The sequence below is a fragment of the Desulforhabdus sp. TSK genome, from assembly GCF_022836495.1.
In the GTDB taxonomy this organism is placed as follows: Bacteria; Desulfobacterota; Syntrophobacteria; order Syntrophobacterales; family Syntrophobacteraceae; genus Desulforhabdus.
In genome coordinates, this window is record NZ_BQXM01000001.1 from 104,984 (window position 1) to 120,041 (window position 15,058).

Here is a 15,058-nt window from a genome sequence, read left to right on the forward strand (position 1 = left end):
GCTCGACTCTCGCCGATCTTCAGCACCGCCTACTCCTCGCTCTTGAGAGCCTCAGCTTGAAAAGAGGTGATCAAGGGATCAATGACTTCGTCAATGGCACCCCCCAAAATACTTTCGAGCTTGTAGAGGGTGAGATTGATGCGGTGGTCCGTCACGCGGTTCTGCGGAAAGTTGTATGTGCGAATTCGTTCACTGCGGTCGCCGGTCCCCACCTGGCTCTTCCGTTCCTGGGCGATCTGGGCGTCCTGCTCGCTCTGGCGCTGATCCAGGAGACGTGCGCGGAGCACTTTCAGGGCCTTGGCTTTGTTCTTGTGCTGGGATTTTTCGTCCTGGCAGGTGACCACCAGTCCTGTCGGAAGGTGCGTGATGCGGATGGCGGAATCCGTCGTGTTGACGCTCTGGCCGCCGGGCCCCGACGAGCGGAAGACATCCACGCGAATGTCATTGGGGTCGATGAAGACGTCCACTTCCTCGGCTTCGGGCAGCACCGCGACCGTCACTGCCGACGTATGGATCCTTCCCTGGCTTTCCGTGGCGGGCACGCGCTGTACACGGTGGACACCCCGTTCATACTTCAATCGGCTGAAAGCGCCTTTTCCATTGATGGCTGCCGTGATTTCCTTCAGCCCACCGATCCCCGTGGGATGGGTGTCCATGATGTCCACTTTCCAGCCTCGGAGCTCTGCATAACGCGAATACATACGAAAAAGATCGGCCACGAAGAGGGCTGCTTCTTCCCCGCCCGTACCGGCACGGATCTCCAAAATGACGTTCTTGTCATCGTTGGGGTCCTTGGGGGAGAGCATCATTCGGAGGGCGGACTCGGTATCTTCCTGATCCTTTTTGAGCTGGAGAATCTCATCACGGATGAGCTCCCTCATTTCCGGGTCTTCCTCCTGCTCCAGCAGTTCCTGGCTCTCCAGGATCTGTTGCTTGATATCCTTGTAGCGCTGATAGGCCTCCACGATGGGTGCAATCTCTGAATGCTCCTTGACAACCTTCTGATATTCCTTCTGGTTTGCCAGCAGATCCGGATTGCTGAGGTCCGATTCCAGGTTGCGAAACTTTTCGGCGACGCTTTCCAAACGGTCAAACATCATTCTCTTTGCCTGTCAGGTGCTTACCACACATCGGAAACCCTCCAAACGCACGAAGCATCCATGGGTTTTACGCCGCAGGTCCATGTCTCTCCCGGCAAGGGATCCCCCCAGCGTCGCACCTCCCCCTGCTGAAGGGGGAAATGCAATGCGGAGTTGCCCGGCAGGTTCGAAGCATTTCCTTCCCAAACGCTCAGAGGACCAAATGCAGCGGCCCTCAGCTCTTGGTCTGGAATTTTTCGTATTTTTTGCGGAAGCGTTCGATGCGGCCAGCGGAGTCCACCAATTTCTGTTTTCCTGTATAAAAAGGATGGCACTTGGAACAAATTTCCACGCGGATGTCCTGCTTGGTCGAGCCCGTAGGAATTTCGTTACCGCAGGCGCACCGGATAACGGTCTGATGGTAAGTCGGGTGTATATCTTCTTTCATGGGTGTGTTTCCTCCTTATGTATGGGTGGTGGCAACCTCTTCGAAATTCTCTATTATAGACAAACGGACCTTATTTTCAAGCACTTTTAAGTCTTCCCATGCACCCCATCACCGATTCATGGAAGAGAGGAAATCGGCGTTGTCCTTGCTGCCCTGCATTTTGTCCAGGAGAAATTCCATGGCATCGATGGGGTTGAGGGGAGACAAGAGCTTCCGCAGGATCCAGATGCGGTTGAGATCATCCGGCTGCAGCAGCAGTTCTTCCTTCCGCGTTCCCGACTTGTTGATGTCGATGGCAGGGAAGATGCGGCGGTCGGCGAGCTTGCGATCCAGGACGATTTCCATGTTGCCGGTCCCTTTGAACTCTTCAAAGATGACGTCGTCCATGCGGCTTCCCGTGTCCGTCAGAGCGGTGGCGATGATGGTGAGACTCCCTCCCTGTTCGACATTGCGGGCGGCTCCAAAAAACCGTTTGGGCCGATGGAGGGCGTTGGAGTCGAGACCTCCCGAGAGGATCTTGCCGCTGGGTGGAACGACCGTATTGTAGGCGCGGGCGAGTCGGGTGATGCTGTCCAGCAGGATCACCACGTCGCGCTTGTGCTCCACGAGACGCTTGGCCTTTTCGATGACCATTTCGGCCACCTGCACATGGCGCTGAGGCGGTTCGTCGAAGGTGGAGCTGACGACTTCAGCCCGCACGTTGCGCTGCATGTCCGTCACTTCCTCCGGCCGCTCATCGATGAGCAGCACGATGAGGTAGGCGTCCCGGTGGTTGATGGTGATGGCGTTGGCGATATTCTGGAGCAGCATGGTTTTACCCGTGCGGGGTTGAGCCACGATGAGGCCGCGCTGCCCGAATCCGATGGGGGTCAGCAGGTCCATGACCCGCGTGGACAGATTGTCGGGCTGGTTCTCCAGCTTGACTCTCCGGTCCGGGTACAGGGGGGTGAGGTTGTCAAAAAGGATCTTGTCCCGGGCGACATCGGGGTCTTCAAAATTGACGGCTTCCACCTTCAGAAGAGCAAAATAACGTTCGTTGTCCTTGGGGGGGCGGATTTGTCCGGAGATACTGTCGCCGGTGCGCAGGTTGAATCGGCGGATTTGGGAGGGTGAGACGTAAATATCATCCGGCCCGGGCAGATAGTTGTAGCTCTGGCTTCTCAAAAAGCCGAAGCCGTCGGGCAGGATTTCCAGCACCCCTTCCCCGTAAATCAGGCCGCTCATCTGCGCCTGCGCCTGAAGGAGAGCAAAAATAAGCTCCTGCTTGCGCATGGAGCTGGCTCCCTCGATATTGAAGCCTCTGGCGATGCTCATGAGCTCCCGAATATTCTTGCTCTTGAGCTCCACCAGATTCATCTCGTTGCGCTGCTCCCTGCCTTCGCGATCTCCTGCCGATTTCTCGGGAACGTCGTTGATGTCTTGGTTCGGTTCACCCATGTTCTCTCTTCTCCGTCTACTATAGTTTGCTTTTTCCAATTCCGACATGCGTTCTCTGTCTTCAGTCCTGTTGAAATGCGGTGGTTGGGAGATCCCTGATCAAATGAGCCGGTTTTGCCGGAGGCCAGTCGGCATTCTGCCGTCGTTCCAATTTCTTAAAAAGATAATGGGATTTCAACGAAGTAGCGCAGGTCCAGGCGGTGAGACCGGGCTCGCTGATTGGTAGCTGTTGGTTCCTCTACCTGGTCCGTGGTGCCATCGGTTCCAGAGGCGGGTCGGAGTGCTCCATGCTTCAAGTGAATCTCAACAGCATCACTCTATATGCAGTCGAGATTTCATTAAAATCCCATACGAGTCCAAATACTGGGTTTCTTCTTCCCTTTGGCGATCTCTTCCCGACATTGAGCCAGCATCCTGCCGATCTCCTCTTCGTAGCCCAATTCCCTGGCAGCCTCGGGATAGGTCCGGTTGATCAGGTCCAGTCGGTCCTTGGCTGACGGGTACTCCTCTAATCGGAAATAAAATTGTGCAACTTGAAATTCATATGCCGCCATGCGCTTCTGGCACTCGAAGAGCTGCTTTTTTCCTCTCTGTGCATATTCGGATTCAGGATAGGTCTGAATGAGTCTCTGAAACGCCTCCATGGCCAGGCGCGTTTCCTCCTGATCACGATCTACCGTGCTGAAAGAGAGGAAATGACACATTCCGATCTGGTAAAGGACATAGGGGACAACTTCGTTTCGGGGATGCAGGCGGGCGAATTCTTCATACGCGATGGCCGCGTTGGAGTAGTCTTTGTTGTAAAAATGAGCATCACCCAGCTTGAGCTCAGCCAGGATGGCGTACTTGCTGTATGGATAGTGCTCTTTCAGTTTTTGAAAGGACTTGAGAGCGTCGTCGTAGTCCTTGTCGCGCATCTGCTGCATGCCGTCCATGGCGAGTTGCTCAGCGCTCTTTTCTATGGTGGAGGATTTGCCTTTTCCGAAAAGATCTCCAAAATAATACTGGGTCAAGGACGTGTTGCATCCGCTCGTCAGCAACAGCACAGCCATGAGCAAGCAATGGGGAAAGAAGCGGAAACGCTTTTGGGGTTGGCAAGATGAAAAAAGCATGAGGTTTCCTCAAAGAAAACGAGTAGTGGTCCTGTAATGCATACCCTGTCCCTTAATGGGACAGGGATGGCTTCTAATGCTCGTGTGGATTGTTCCCGTTAAGCAGGGCTACTCCCGAATTCATGGCATGCGGCAGGAATTTTTGGCAACCGCCCGAAGGCATTGTGATCGTCGGAGTGATCAAAAAGTTCGTTCCAGTTCTTCCCTAGGGCAACAGGGGGCTCTCAGGCGCCGGCCTCCCGGACACACCGGGGGCGGGCTCGAGAGTCCGGATCTTCCATCAGGAAAAGCCGTCCGGCAGAGCTGACCGGAGGCCCCGTCAGCTGCAAGCCTCGACGGTTTTCTCCATCGTCTTACTCCATCGTGAACATTGCACTTTTGCACTGTTTGGAAGAAAAACGCAGGATGTGTTTGATGGGGGTGAACCTGTGACTGGACTCCATGGGAAATTCCATGCAGGGCGCCTTGATGACATGGGGAAGATGTTCACATCCGAACTTCTAGACGACTGTTTTATCGATGGCTGCCATAATCTGTGATTTTGCTACCGCTCCGGTAATCTGCTCGCTCACGTTCCCGCCCTTGAAAATGATGAGGGTCGGAATAGCACGGATGCCATATTTGGAAGGTGTTTTGGGGTTGTCATCGACATTGCATTTGGCGATCTTCAATTTGCCCTCATATTCACCGGAAAGCTCTTCAACCACGGGAGCGATGGCTCGGCAGGGACCACACCACGGGGCCCAGAAGTCCACCAGAACGGGCAAATCGGATTTCAGCACTTCTTCGTCAAAATTATTGTCACTGATTTCAATGATATTCTTACCGGCCATTGGAAAAACTCCTCCCCATTAAGAGAAATACCTGGTGCTTCAGATCAGCCAAAATGAGAGCAAGGCTACTTCCGAATGCTCAGAGAAGGACTATAAACCAATCTTTTCGGTTTTGTCAATCGAACATTCAGGTTGAGAGGGGCTGCCCGTTGCCTGCAGTCAGGTGGAGAGCGGTGCAAAGAGGTATACCTTCAAACAGGGACATGGTATGGAAACAGGAAAGGACAGCCCTGTGGATGTGAGAGGCCGCGACGATGGACCATGGCGCGCATCCCCTACGTTTTCCCTGAAGTGTCTGCTGCTTTTAAATTTGAACTTCTGAATCGAGGATCCGATGGCCGATCGCAAGACAGTTTTTCGATGCCAGCAATGTGGCTATGTCAGCCCCAAATGGCTGGGGCGCTGCCCCGACTGTAAAAGTTGGGAAAGCCTTGTGGAAGAAGTCAGTTACAAGTCTTCTGAAAAAGAGCTTGCGACGGGAAATCCCCAGAATCGACCGGTTGCCCTGGCGGATATCCCAGCTGAAACGGAGCCCCGGCTGCTGAGCGGCATCGGTGAGTGGGATCGGGTCCTGGGAGGCGGCCTCATTGCGGGATCTCTCGTACTGCTGGCCGGTGATCCGGGAATAGGAAAGTCGACCCTGCTCCTCCAGGTCCTGGCGCGCCTGTCCCAGGAAAAACGGGTGCTCTATGCCTCCGGCGAAGAGAGCCCCCAGCAGTTGAAGGTGCGGGCCCTCCGCCTGGGTGTCGAATCCCCCAACCTTTTTGTCTATTCTGAAACCTCCCTCGAGGCGGTTCTGGATGCCGTAGCTCAGAAGCCGCCCCATATCCTCGTGGTGGACTCCATTCAGACGGTCCACACGCGGGCGTTGGAGGTGGCTCCCGGATCGGTCAGCCAGGTGAGGGAATGTGCCTCGCGATTGATGCGAGCGGCCAAGGAGACGGGAGTCAGCATTTTTGTCGTGGGGCATGTCACCAAGGAGGGATCCATCGCAGGCCCCCGAGCACTGGAGCATCTGGTGGACACGGTGCTGTACCTGGAGGGAGACCGGACACACACCTTCCGGCTCCTGCGCGCTGTCAAGAACCGGTATGGCTCCACCAATGAAGTCGGGGTGTTCGAAATGAAGGAGGTCGGCCTGGAGCAGGTTCCCAATCCGTCCAAGCTGCTCCTGGCGGAACGCCCCAAGGGGGTTTCCGGATCGGTGGTGGCCTGTGCCGTGGAAGGCACGCGCCCCCTCCTGGTGGAGCTGCAGGCCCTCGTGAGCGCCACCAGCTGGCTGCAGCCCCGGCGCACAAGCATGGGAGTCGACAGCAATCGCCTCTCACTGCTTCTGGCCGTGCTGGAGAAAAAGCTCGGGCTCAATTTTGCTCAGCAGGATGTTTTCGTCAATGTGGCGGGCGGAGTCCGCCTCGTGGAACCGGCAACGGATCTGGCCATGACGACGGCGCTCCTCAGCACCTATCTGGACCGGCCCCTGCCGCCCGAGTGGGTGGTGTGGGGGGAGGTCGGTCTTGCGGGGGAGGTGCGTGGAGTGGGACACAGCAGCGTGAGGGCGCTGGAGGCCCAGAAGCTCGGTTTCACGCGATGCCTCATTCCCAGGAGTAACGCCGAACGGCTGTCCCCGGAGCTGGAAATCGAGTGTGTCGGAGTGAAATCTCTGCAGGATGTCATGCAGCTGCTGTTTTAGACAAAAGCAGTCGATGGGAATCCGTGCCGTGCGCATGCCTGCCGTCGTTCCCGCGGAGAGCCTGCGGGAACGACGCATGAGCAGGTTGGTGAGTCTTTGGAAACCCATCCCGGGCTTGTATCACGCCTCCAGGGCCTTGCGGATGGACTGCTTGAACGGCTTTTGCAAAACGCCCACTTCGGTAATGATCCCGGTGATATATTTGCTGGGTGTCACATCGAAGGCGGGGTTCAAAGCCTTGATATCCTTGGGCGCCACAGGTCTGCCGAAAAGGTGAGTCACCTCCCGCGGGTCCCGCTGCTCGATGGGAATTCCCGAGCCGTCGGCCAGGGAGGGGTCGATGGTGGAACGGGGGGCGGCCACATAAAAGGGAATGTTGTGCGTACGGGCCAGCACAGCCACCGTATAGGTGCCGATCTTGTTGGCCGTATCGCCGTTGGAGGCGATGCGATCCGCACCCACGACCACCACGTCTATTTTTCCCTGCTGCATGAGGCTTCCCGCGGCATTGTCCGTGATCAGCGTCACGGGGATTCCGGCACACTGGAGCTCATAAGCCGTCAACCGGGCTCCCTGCAGGAAAGGGCGCGTCTCGCACGCGTAGACTTCCACGGTCGGGTCATCGGCATAAGCAGCCCGGATGACTCCCACCGCCGTGCCGTAATCCGCAGTGGCCAATGCCCCTGCATTACAATAGGTGAGGACTCGTGCCCCGCGGGGAATGACTTCCTTACCCCATTTCCCGATGGCCACATTGTCCCGCACATCCTCGGCGAGGATTGCGTCGGCTTTCCTTCGGATGAGAGTCTGGAGCTCCGGCACGTCCGCCCCGGGGTTTTCCAGCAGGACCGAATATACTTTTTCCACGGCCCATCCCAGGTTGTTTCCTGTGGGGCGGGCATTCTTCACCTGCTCACAGAGCCTTACGAATTTTCGCCGAAATGTCTGCGTGTCGGCCGCCTGCAGGTCCCGTGCACCCAGGGCCAGAGCCAGGGCGCCGGCCACACCCACGGCGGGGGCTCCGCGTATGGACATGTTCTTGATGGCCGTGATGACCTGTTGCGGCTTGCTGCAGAGCAGAATTTTTTCTTGATGGGGCAGCACCCGTTGATCGAGAATCGCCACTGCATCTCCATCCCAGTAGATGGGAGGTAAACACTTTTCAAACATGCTTCATTGCCTCCTGGCTTCTTGCTGGATCCCAAAGTGACCGGCTGCTTCCGGACGGTGCGGCCTAACGTTCTTCATTCGCCAGTTTGCTGCGAAGAATCTCATTGACCAATTGGGGATTGGCCTTTCCCTTGGTTTTCCGCATGGCCTGTCCCACAAAAAAACTGAAAAGCTTTTCCTTCCCGCCCCGGTAGAGCTCAACCTCCGTGGGATTCTCTCGCAGGATCTCATTGATGATGGCTTCGATGGCGCCTTCGTCTTTGACCTGAGTGAGCCCCTTTTCTTCGACGATGGCTTTAGCTTTCCGGCCTGTCGTGTACATGTCGTCGAAGACCGTCTTGGCGATCTTCCCACTGATGACCCCCGTATCCATCAGGCTCAAGAGCTCGGCCAGGTTTTCGGGGGGAACCGGGCAATCCTCGATTTCCCGTTCGTCACGCTTCAGCTGCTTCATCAATTCGGACATGATCCAGTTGCTGACGGTCTTGGGCTGGGGAAACTCCGCCGTGGCCGTTTCAAAATAAACCGCCAGGGCCTTGGAGGAGGTGAGCACCTGGGCATCGTAGAGCGGCAGGTTGTACTGCGCCATGAAGCGCTCCCGCTTGGCCTCGGGAAGCTCCGGCAGCGTCTCCCGGACAGACGCCACCCAGCTGTCGCTCACCACCACCGGCACCAGGTCCGGGTCGGGAAAGTAGCGGTAGTCATGGGCTTCTTCCTTCCCCCGCATGCTGATGGTCACGTTGCGCGCCACATCCCACAGGCGAGTCTCCTGCACGACGGGCTCGTTCCGTTCGATGAGGGCTCTCTGCCTGCGGATTTCAAAATCCAGGGCCCGCTGGACGTTTCGGAAGGAGTTCATGTTCTTGAGCTCTGTTTTGACACCCAGGGCTTCGGTACCCACAGGCCGCAGGGAGATGTTGGCATCGCACCGAAAGCTCCCTTCTTCCATATTGCCGTCGCAGATCTCGAGGTATCTCAAGATTTCGCGCAGGGTTCTCAGGTATGCGGCCGCCTCTTCCGACGTGCCCATGTCCGGCTCGCTCACGATTTCGATGAGGGGCACTCCCGTGCGATTGTAATCCACGTAGCTCATGGGCTGGAATTCGTCGTGGACGAGCTTCCCTGCGTCCTCCTCCATGTGGATGCGATGGATTCGGATGCGCTTGGGTCCCTTTTCCGTCTCGATGTCCACCCAGCCGTTGACGGCCAGGGGAAGTTCATACTGGGAAATCTGGTAGCCTTTGGGGAGGTCGGGATAGAAATAATTCTTGCGGGCGAACTGGCTGCTGGGAGCGATGGTGCAATGCGTGGCCAGGCCCATTTTCATGGCAAATTCCACCACCTCCCGGTTCAGGACAGGGAGCACACCAGGCATGGCCACACAGATGGGGCAGGTATGCGTGTTGGGACTCGCACCGAAAGCAGTGGAGCAGCCACAAAAAATCTTGCTTTTGGTGAGAAGCTGGGCATGAATTTCCAAGCCAATGACCGGTTCCAGTTCCATATTTTACTCCATCTAATGCGGCCATCCTGATAGGGTAACGTTCTGCCTGCTCGGGCAAAACTCAGCCCGGGCCATAATCCGCATACCCTATAGCACCAAACAAAACAACGGTGCAAGGGATAGAGCGGCAAGCTGCTTGGAAGCCCCTGCAAACAGTGTTTGACATGGAAAGATCTTTCAACTACGAATAATGTGAGTTATTGAAAAATAGATGCTTTTTCGGTCAATGGCTCTCGTCGGTGAGATCTGAATTGCACAGTACAAGATGGTGTTGTTTCGGGAAGAGTGAGGATACCTATGAAAATTCACGAGTACCAGGCGAAAGAGTTGTTTCAGAAATACGGAATCCCGACTCCTCGCGGAAAGGCCGCTTTCAGCGTGGAAGAGGCGAAAGCTGTCGCCGCTGAATTGGGTGCATTTCCGGTGGTTGTGAAAGCCCAGATTCATGCCGGCGGGCGTGGGAAGGGCGGCGGTGTGAAGCTGGCCAGGTCCGCAGTCGAAGTGGATCAAATTGCAGGCCAGATCCTGGGCATGACACTGGTGACCCACCAGACCGGCCCCGAAGGCAGAGAGGTGAAGAAGCTCCTGGTGGAAGAAGGCCTTCCCATTGAAAAAGAGCTCTACCTGAGCATGCTTCCCGATCGCGGCTCGGCCAAGAATGTCATCATGGCCAGTGAAGCCGGAGGTATGGACATCGAGGAGGTTGCCGCCAAGACCCCTGAAAAGCTCATCAAAATCTATGTGGATCCGCTCCTCGGCCTCCAGGGCTATCAGGCGCGTCAAGTGGCTTACGGCCTCAATATGGAACCGGAAGTCGTCAAGGCTTTCCTTCCCATGCTGACCAAGCTTTACAAGATGTTTGTGGATTACGACTGTTCCCTCCTGGAAATCAATCCGCTCATCATCACGAGCGACAAGCGGGTCATCGCCCTCGATGCCAAAGTGAACTTCGATGACAACGCCCTTTTCCGCCACAAGGATGTTCAGGCTTACCGCGATCTGGATGAAGAAGACCCTTTCGAAATCGAAGCGTCCAAGTACAACCTCAATTACATCAAGCTTCCCGGTGGTAACATCGGCAACATGGTGAATGGAGCCGGTCTCGCCATGGCCACCATGGACGTCATCCAGCTTGCCGGCGCGAGTCCCGCCAACTTCCTGGACGTCGGGGGCGGAGCCAGCGCCGAGCAGGTGGAGAACGGTTTTCGCATCATTCTGGGTGATCCCAACGTGAAGGGTGTCCTCATCAACATTTTCGGCGGCATCCTCCGCTGCGACATTCTTGCGGAGGGAGTCGTGCAGGCCGCCAAAAAGGTGGAGATCAAGGTTCCCATCATTGTGCGCATGGAAGGGACGAACGTTGAAAAGGGTCGTCAAATTCTCAATGAATCCGGACTGAAGATCACAGTGGCAACTGACCTGGCTGATGCCGCCCAAAAAGTTGCAGCGGTAGCGAAAGCATAGAAGGAGACATCATGAGCGTTTGGGTGGATGAAAATACGAGGTTGCTGGTTCAAGGCATTACCGGCCGCGAAGGGCAGTTCCATACCCTCCAGTGCAAAGCGTATGGTACCCAGGTGGTGGCAGGCGTTACCCCGGGCAAGGGGGGGCAGTCGGTGGAAGGGATCCCCGTCTACAACACCGTGGCCAATGCCGTGAAAGACGCGCAGGCCAACGCCGCCATGATTTTTGTGCCGCCGGCCTTCTGTGCGGACGCCATTCTGGAAGCCATCGATGCCGAAGTTCCCCTCATTGTGGCCATCACCGAGGGCATTCCCGTCATGGACATGATGAAGGTAAAGAATTACCTGAGAGGCTCCGGGAGCCGACTCATCGGCCCCAACTGTCCCGGCATCATCAGCCCCGGCAAATGCAAGATCGGCATCATGCCCGCCCCCATTCACAAACCCGGCCCCGTTGGGATCGTTTCCCGCTCCGGCACCCTGACCTACGAAGCCGTGCACCAGATCATGCGCTTCGGCATCGGCCAGAGCACCTGCATCGGCATCGGTGGGGACCCTGTGAATGGTACGAATTTCATCGACTGCCTCACTGCCTTTCAGGCCGACCCCGAAACCAAAGCCATTATCATGGTGGGTGAAATCGGTGGGTCCGCGGAAGAAGAGGCGGCTGAATTCATCCAAAAGAATGTCACCAAGCCCGTTGTCGGCTTCATCGCCGGGGCCACCGCACCGCCGGGACGGCGCATGGGTCACGCCGGCGCCATCATCAGCGGTTCGAGCGGTACGGCACAGGGGAAAATGAAGGCCATGCGGGATGCCGGCATCACGGTCGTGGAAAACCTGGGGATGCTGGGTGAAGTGGCCAGAGAGGCTTTTCAGAAAGTTCTGTGATTCAGCTTTTCCACGAAAATATCCTGAAACAGGCTGTCCGCAGATGTTTCCGTCAGTGTTTGAAGCTGCCGGAAACGTTCCACAAGCGCCTTGCCCAGGGGGGTGAGCTCTGATCCGCCCCCCCGGGCCCCTCCCTCGCGCCGGGCGACAAGAGGCTGTCCAAGACGCTCTTCCGTGGCCTTGATTTTTCCCCATACCGCCCGGTAACTCATGTTGAGCTCTTTGGCCGCACCGAGAATGGAGCCGTGGTCCGCGACGGCATTCAGAATGCGCAGACGCCCCGATCCAAAAACCACTTCGCCGTTTTCGTCCTCAATCCATATTTTGGATTTGATCGCCAGTTTCTTGAACCCGGGTTTGGTAGTTGCCACTGAAGGAATCCTTATGTTGAGTGTTTTGGGAAGGGTCATGGACCGTGTCTTTTGGGGCGTACCCGTTTCAGAAGCCCGAATCGAGAGCTGCACTCCGAGCAGCCTTGCGCATGAGAAACGGACGTCTTTATCTTCTCATAAAGCGTTATAAAGGGTCAATCTCTTGCTTTTTTCAAGGCTGACTTCCTGGTGGGGATTTTTCCGCCCGATTTGGGCTCGGCCGATGGTATAAACGACTTGCAAGCGGGGTCCCCCCTGGATGATCCTCTTTGAAGCGACTGCAATCCAAAGCCAAGGAAAAGAAATGCCCCTGTTCCTGAAAGTCAAAACCGCCGAAGAAGTCTTTGAGATTCTAAGAGAAATCAAGCCATTGGATATCGAAACGCTCCCCCTGGAAAAAGCTCGTGGGCGGAGCCTCGCTGCGCCGGTTTTCGCCCCGGAACCGGTTCCCCATTTTGCACGGGCGACCATGGATGGTTACGCTGTGCGAGCCCGGGATACCTTCGGGGCTTCGGAGTCCCTCCCGGCATTTTTGGAAACGGCAGAGTCGGTTTCCATGGGCGATCACGTGTCCTGGCGATTGGAAGGAGGAAAAGCCATCGCCATTCCGACAGGAGGAATGCTGCCCGAGGGCGCCGACGCCGTCGTCATGGTGGAATACACTATTCCCCTGGACGACAGGACCATCGAAGTGACACGTCCCGTCGCACCTGGTGACAATGTGCTGAGGGAGGGGGAGGACATTCCCCTGGGAGAAGAGCTTTTTCGAGCCGGCTGGCCCTTGAGGCCTCAGGACATGGGAGTTCTCGCCGCTCTGGGAATAAAAGACGTCTCGGTGATTCGCCGTCCCAAGGTCGCGGTGCTCTCCACCGGGGACGAGATTGTGCCCGTTTCCACTCAATCAGTACCCCCTGGTAAAATCAGGGATATCAACACTTACTCCCTGGCGGCCCAGATGGAGGAGACCGGTGCTGAAATCGGACAAACCCGTTGGGTGCAGGACGATCTGGGGGCCCTCATCGAAGCCTGCCGCGAAGCCCTCGCCACTCATGACGTTCTGGTCCTGTCAGGAGGAAGCTCGGTGGGGGTTCGAGATTTTACCGTCCGCATCCTGGATGCTTTTCCCGAAGCAGAGCTCCTGGTCCATGGGGTAGCCATACGCCCGGGGAAGCCCACCATTCTCGCCCGCATCGGTAAGAAGCTCTTCTGGGGACTGCCCGGCCAGCCCGTATCGGCCATGATGATCTGCAAAATCTTTGTCCTGCCTTCATTGCTGTACCTGCAGGGATATTGCCCGGACCTGCCGAGCACTCTTCAGGTGGAAAACGCGTGCCGGGCGGTTTTGAATCGCCAGGTGCCATCCGTACACGGCCGAATCGATTATGTTCCTGTTGTTCTATCCAGGGGAGCGGAGGGGATCCAGGCGACGCCCGTCTTCGGTAAATCAGCCATGATCAGCATCCTGGCCCGTTCGGATGGCTACATCATCATCCCTGAGCATGTGGAAGGACTGGACCAGGGAACGGAAGTGACCGTCCACTTCTTTTCCTGTGGGCGAAGTGTGTGAGGGCGGCGAGGGGATGATCCCAGCGGGATGTCTCCGGTAAAGGCATTACAATCGGACAATTCCTTCTGCCGGAGGAGAGATGGGCTCCACGTCCTCCACGTTGAGCTCCACGCTCACGGACTTCTGAATCAAATCTATGCTCACCACCAGCCTGCCCTTCCTGGGGTTCTGCCGCATCAACAGGCCGACGCACCCCCTGAGAGGTCCGCGAAGGACGCGCACCCAATCGCCGTCTTTGAGGTACGGGTGCAGGTCCAGGGTCTCCCTGGAGCCCAGCATGGTCTGCAAATTTTCGATCTGGTAATTGGGAATGGGGAGGGCCCCTTCGGAATTCCTGAGAATGTTCAAAGCCCCGGGAGTCTTGAGGATGTGCATGTTGGTGTAGTTGTCGAGGACCGCGTGCACAAACACATAGCCGGGAAAAAGAGGGGTATGGATTTTCTTGCGCCGGTCCTGCCTCCTGCTCCAGGATTCCATGAGGGGCAGAAAGGCTTCGATGGATTTTTGCTCCAGGCGCCTGGACACTTCTTTTTCATGGTTGACCTGTACATAGAGAGCGAACCATGACGGCTCATCGCCCGTTAGCGCGGGGTATATGATCGGGCCTTCGTGAGGGGCCGCCGGTGAAGCTTCAAGCTGTGAGCTTCGTTTTGTCTCGGTCATTGCATTGCCTTTCGAAGCCGTCAAAAGCTGTACGATTCACCATCGTCGGGCACCAATACGCGATGAGTCATCCCCTTTTCCCTCAGGAACTCCCGCAGATCCTTTCTTGACAGTGTGGAGTGGTTCAGAGCTTCCATGTGGCTGGCAATGATCGTGGCATGGGGAGCGGCTCGATACACCTCGTAGACATCCTCCTTGCCCATGATGATCGGTTCATCGGGGAGGACTTTGGCGTCGCCGCTGTTGAGGACGATGATGTCGGGCTTGTATTGCTTCAGGTTGTCTGCGACCCCCTCATACCAGACGGTATCCCCGGCAAGATAGAGGGTTTTTTCTTCGGGATGTTGAAAGACAACGCCGCACACTTCTCCCAGTATCTCTCCGAAGTCTTGCAGCACTTTCCCTCGTCCATGCTGACCGGTGGTTTTGATGAGCGTGATGCCGTCAAAAACCGTACGGTCTTCAAGGACTCGGATGTTGCGAAATCCTGCCGCCTGCATTGCTCCTGCGTCCTTCTTGTTTTGCACAAACAGCATGATGTCCTTGGGCAGTAATGTCTTGGCGGCGTCGTCCCAGTGGTCCGGATGAATGTGGGTGACAATGACTGCATCCACATCGAGAATCTCGTCTAAGGAGACAGGCAAGCCGACGGTGGGATTGGATTGCTGACTGTTCACCGTACCCGCAAACCCTGGGTATGCACCCTTTCCTGCCAGCATGGGGTCCACCAGGAATTTTTTCCCTGCATAGGCAATACGAACTGTTGCATTTCGTATTTGATTGAATTTCATGATGATCTCCTCGGTGTGGTCGATTCAAAGCCGTCGGGC

The 15,058-nt window shown here is 56.4% G+C and carries 14 protein-coding genes; 4 read left to right on the forward strand and 10 right to left on the reverse strand.

Going from position 1 to position 15,058, the window contains the following annotated elements; translation table 11 throughout:
- Positions 1 to 29: 29 nt before the first annotated feature.
- From prfA to trxA, 5 genes are all read right to left on the reverse strand, one after another.
- Positions 30 to 1,097 (reverse strand): peptide chain release factor 1, encoded by a 1,068-nt coding sequence (gene prfA, locus MWC30_RS00530; RefSeq protein ID WP_306423188.1) that lies wholly within the window; start codon positions 1,095 to 1,097, stop codon positions 30 to 32.
- A 217-nt stretch (positions 1,098 to 1,314) separates the two neighbouring features.
- Positions 1,315 to 1,527: a 50S ribosomal protein L31 gene (gene rpmE, locus MWC30_RS00535; RefSeq protein ID WP_244082191.1), complete on the reverse strand. Its 213-nt coding sequence runs from the start codon at positions 1,525 to 1,527 to the stop codon at positions 1,315 to 1,317.
- A 108-nt stretch (positions 1,528 to 1,635) separates the two neighbouring features.
- Entirely contained in the window at positions 1,636 to 2,883 is a 1,248-nt protein-coding gene (gene rho, locus MWC30_RS00540; RefSeq protein ID WP_244082342.1) for a transcription termination factor Rho, read from the reverse strand.
- Positions 2,884 to 3,302: 419 nt separating this feature from the next.
- Entirely contained in the window at positions 3,303 to 4,076 is a 774-nt protein-coding gene (locus MWC30_RS00545) for an outer membrane protein assembly factor BamD (RefSeq protein WP_244082192.1), read from the reverse strand.
- Positions 4,077 to 4,576: 500 nt separating this feature from the next.
- Entirely contained in the window at positions 4,577 to 4,909 is a 333-nt protein-coding gene (gene trxA / locus MWC30_RS00550; RefSeq protein WP_244082193.1) for a thioredoxin, read from the reverse strand.
- A 334-nt stretch (positions 4,910 to 5,243) separates the two neighbouring features.
- On the opposite strand from trxA, the gene radA reads away from it, so the two are divergent.
- Positions 5,244 to 6,599 carry a DNA repair protein RadA gene (gene radA, locus MWC30_RS00555; protein ID WP_244082194.1) on the forward strand — a complete coding sequence of 452 codons (1,356 nt, stop codon included), beginning with the start codon at positions 5,244 to 5,246 and terminating at the stop codon, positions 6,597 to 6,599.
- Between the two features lie 120 nt (positions 6,600 to 6,719).
- Here radA and mtnA read toward each other — a convergent pair whose 3' ends face one another.
- Together mtnA and gatB are read right to left on the reverse strand one after the other, a co-directional pair.
- A complete protein-coding gene (mtnA, locus tag MWC30_RS00560; protein WP_244082195.1) occupies positions 6,720 to 7,769 on the reverse strand; it encodes an S-methyl-5-thioribose-1-phosphate isomerase in 1,050 nt (349 codons plus the stop codon).
- A 64-nt stretch (positions 7,770 to 7,833) separates the two neighbouring features.
- Complete coding sequence (gene gatB / locus MWC30_RS00565; protein WP_244082196.1) at positions 7,834 to 9,273, reverse strand: Asp-tRNA(Asn)/Glu-tRNA(Gln) amidotransferase subunit GatB; 1,440 nt, start codon at positions 9,271 to 9,273, stop codon at positions 7,834 to 7,836.
- A gap of 297 nt (positions 9,274 to 9,570) precedes the next feature.
- Here gatB and sucC point away from each other — a divergent pair, with 297 nt between their 5' ends.
- Complete coding sequence (gene sucC, locus MWC30_RS00570) at positions 9,571 to 10,737, forward strand: ADP-forming succinate--CoA ligase subunit beta (RefSeq protein WP_244082197.1); 1,167 nt, start codon at positions 9,571 to 9,573, stop codon at positions 10,735 to 10,737.
- Positions 10,738 to 10,748: 11 nt separating this feature from the next.
- Complete coding sequence (gene sucD, locus MWC30_RS00575) at positions 10,749 to 11,627, forward strand: succinate--CoA ligase subunit alpha (protein WP_244082198.1); 879 nt, start codon at positions 10,749 to 10,751, stop codon at positions 11,625 to 11,627.
- Here sucD and MWC30_RS00580 read toward each other — a convergent pair.
- Entirely contained in the window at positions 11,612 to 11,998 is a 387-nt protein-coding gene (locus MWC30_RS00580) for a winged helix-turn-helix domain-containing protein (protein ID WP_244082199.1), read from the reverse strand. The genes sucD and MWC30_RS00580 overlap by 16 nt on opposite strands.
- A 304-nt stretch (positions 11,999 to 12,302) precedes the next feature.
- Between MWC30_RS00580 and glp the strand changes: the two genes are divergently transcribed.
- A complete protein-coding gene (glp, locus tag MWC30_RS00585; RefSeq protein ID WP_244082200.1) occupies positions 12,303 to 13,565 on the forward strand; it encodes a gephyrin-like molybdotransferase Glp in 1,263 nt (420 codons plus the stop codon).
- 45 nt (positions 13,566 to 13,610) lie between these two features.
- Here glp and MWC30_RS00590 read toward each other — a convergent pair whose 3' ends face one another.
- Together MWC30_RS00590 and MWC30_RS00595 are read right to left on the reverse strand one after the other, a co-directional pair.
- Positions 13,611 to 14,228 carry a transcription termination/antitermination protein NusG gene (locus tag MWC30_RS00590; protein WP_244082201.1) on the reverse strand — a complete coding sequence of 206 codons (618 nt, stop codon included), beginning with the start codon at positions 14,226 to 14,228 and terminating at the stop codon, positions 13,611 to 13,613.
- 20 nt (positions 14,229 to 14,248) lie between these two features.
- On the reverse strand, positions 14,249 to 15,019 hold the full coding sequence (locus MWC30_RS00595) for an MBL fold metallo-hydrolase (RefSeq protein ID WP_244082202.1): 771 nt from the start codon (positions 15,017 to 15,019) through the stop codon (positions 14,249 to 14,251).
- Positions 15,020 to 15,058: the final 39 nt, after the last annotated feature.

Excerpts from the sequence above, each read along its gene's own strand:
- prfA (WP_306423188.1), bottom strand. The coding sequence starts at position 1,097 with ATGTTTGACCGTTTGGAAAGCGTCGCCGAAAAGTTTCGCAACCTGGAA.
- rpmE (WP_244082191.1), bottom strand. The coding sequence starts at position 1,527 with ATGAAAGAAGATATACACCCGACTTACCATCAGACCGTTATCCGGTGC.
- rho (WP_244082342.1), bottom strand. The coding sequence starts at position 2,883 with ATGAATCTGGTGGAGCTCAAGAGCAAGAATATTCGGGAGCTCATGAGC.
- MWC30_RS00545 (WP_244082192.1), bottom strand. The coding sequence starts at position 4,076 with ATGCTTTTTTCATCTTGCCAACCCCAAAAGCGTTTCCGCTTCTTTCCC.
- trxA (WP_244082193.1), bottom strand. The coding sequence starts at position 4,909 with ATGGCCGGTAAGAATATCATTGAAATCAGTGACAATAATTTTGACGAA.
- radA (WP_244082194.1), top strand. The coding sequence starts at position 5,244 with ATGGCCGATCGCAAGACAGTTTTTCGATGCCAGCAATGTGGCTATGTC.
- mtnA (WP_244082195.1), bottom strand. The coding sequence starts at position 7,769 with ATGTTTGAAAAGTGTTTACCTCCCATCTACTGGGATGGAGATGCAGTG.
- gatB (WP_244082196.1), bottom strand. The coding sequence starts at position 9,273 with ATGGAACTGGAACCGGTCATTGGCTTGGAAATTCATGCCCAGCTTCTC.
- sucC (WP_244082197.1), top strand. The coding sequence starts at position 9,571 with ATGAAAATTCACGAGTACCAGGCGAAAGAGTTGTTTCAGAAATACGGA.
- sucD (WP_244082198.1), top strand. The coding sequence starts at position 10,749 with ATGAGCGTTTGGGTGGATGAAAATACGAGGTTGCTGGTTCAAGGCATT.
- glp (WP_244082200.1), top strand. The coding sequence starts at position 12,303 with ATGCCCCTGTTCCTGAAAGTCAAAACCGCCGAAGAAGTCTTTGAGATT.
- MWC30_RS00590 (WP_244082201.1), bottom strand. The coding sequence starts at position 14,228 with ATGACCGAGACAAAACGAAGCTCACAGCTTGAAGCTTCACCGGCGGCC.
- MWC30_RS00595 (WP_244082202.1), bottom strand. The coding sequence starts at position 15,019 with ATGAAATTCAATCAAATACGAAATGCAACAGTTCGTATTGCCTATGCA.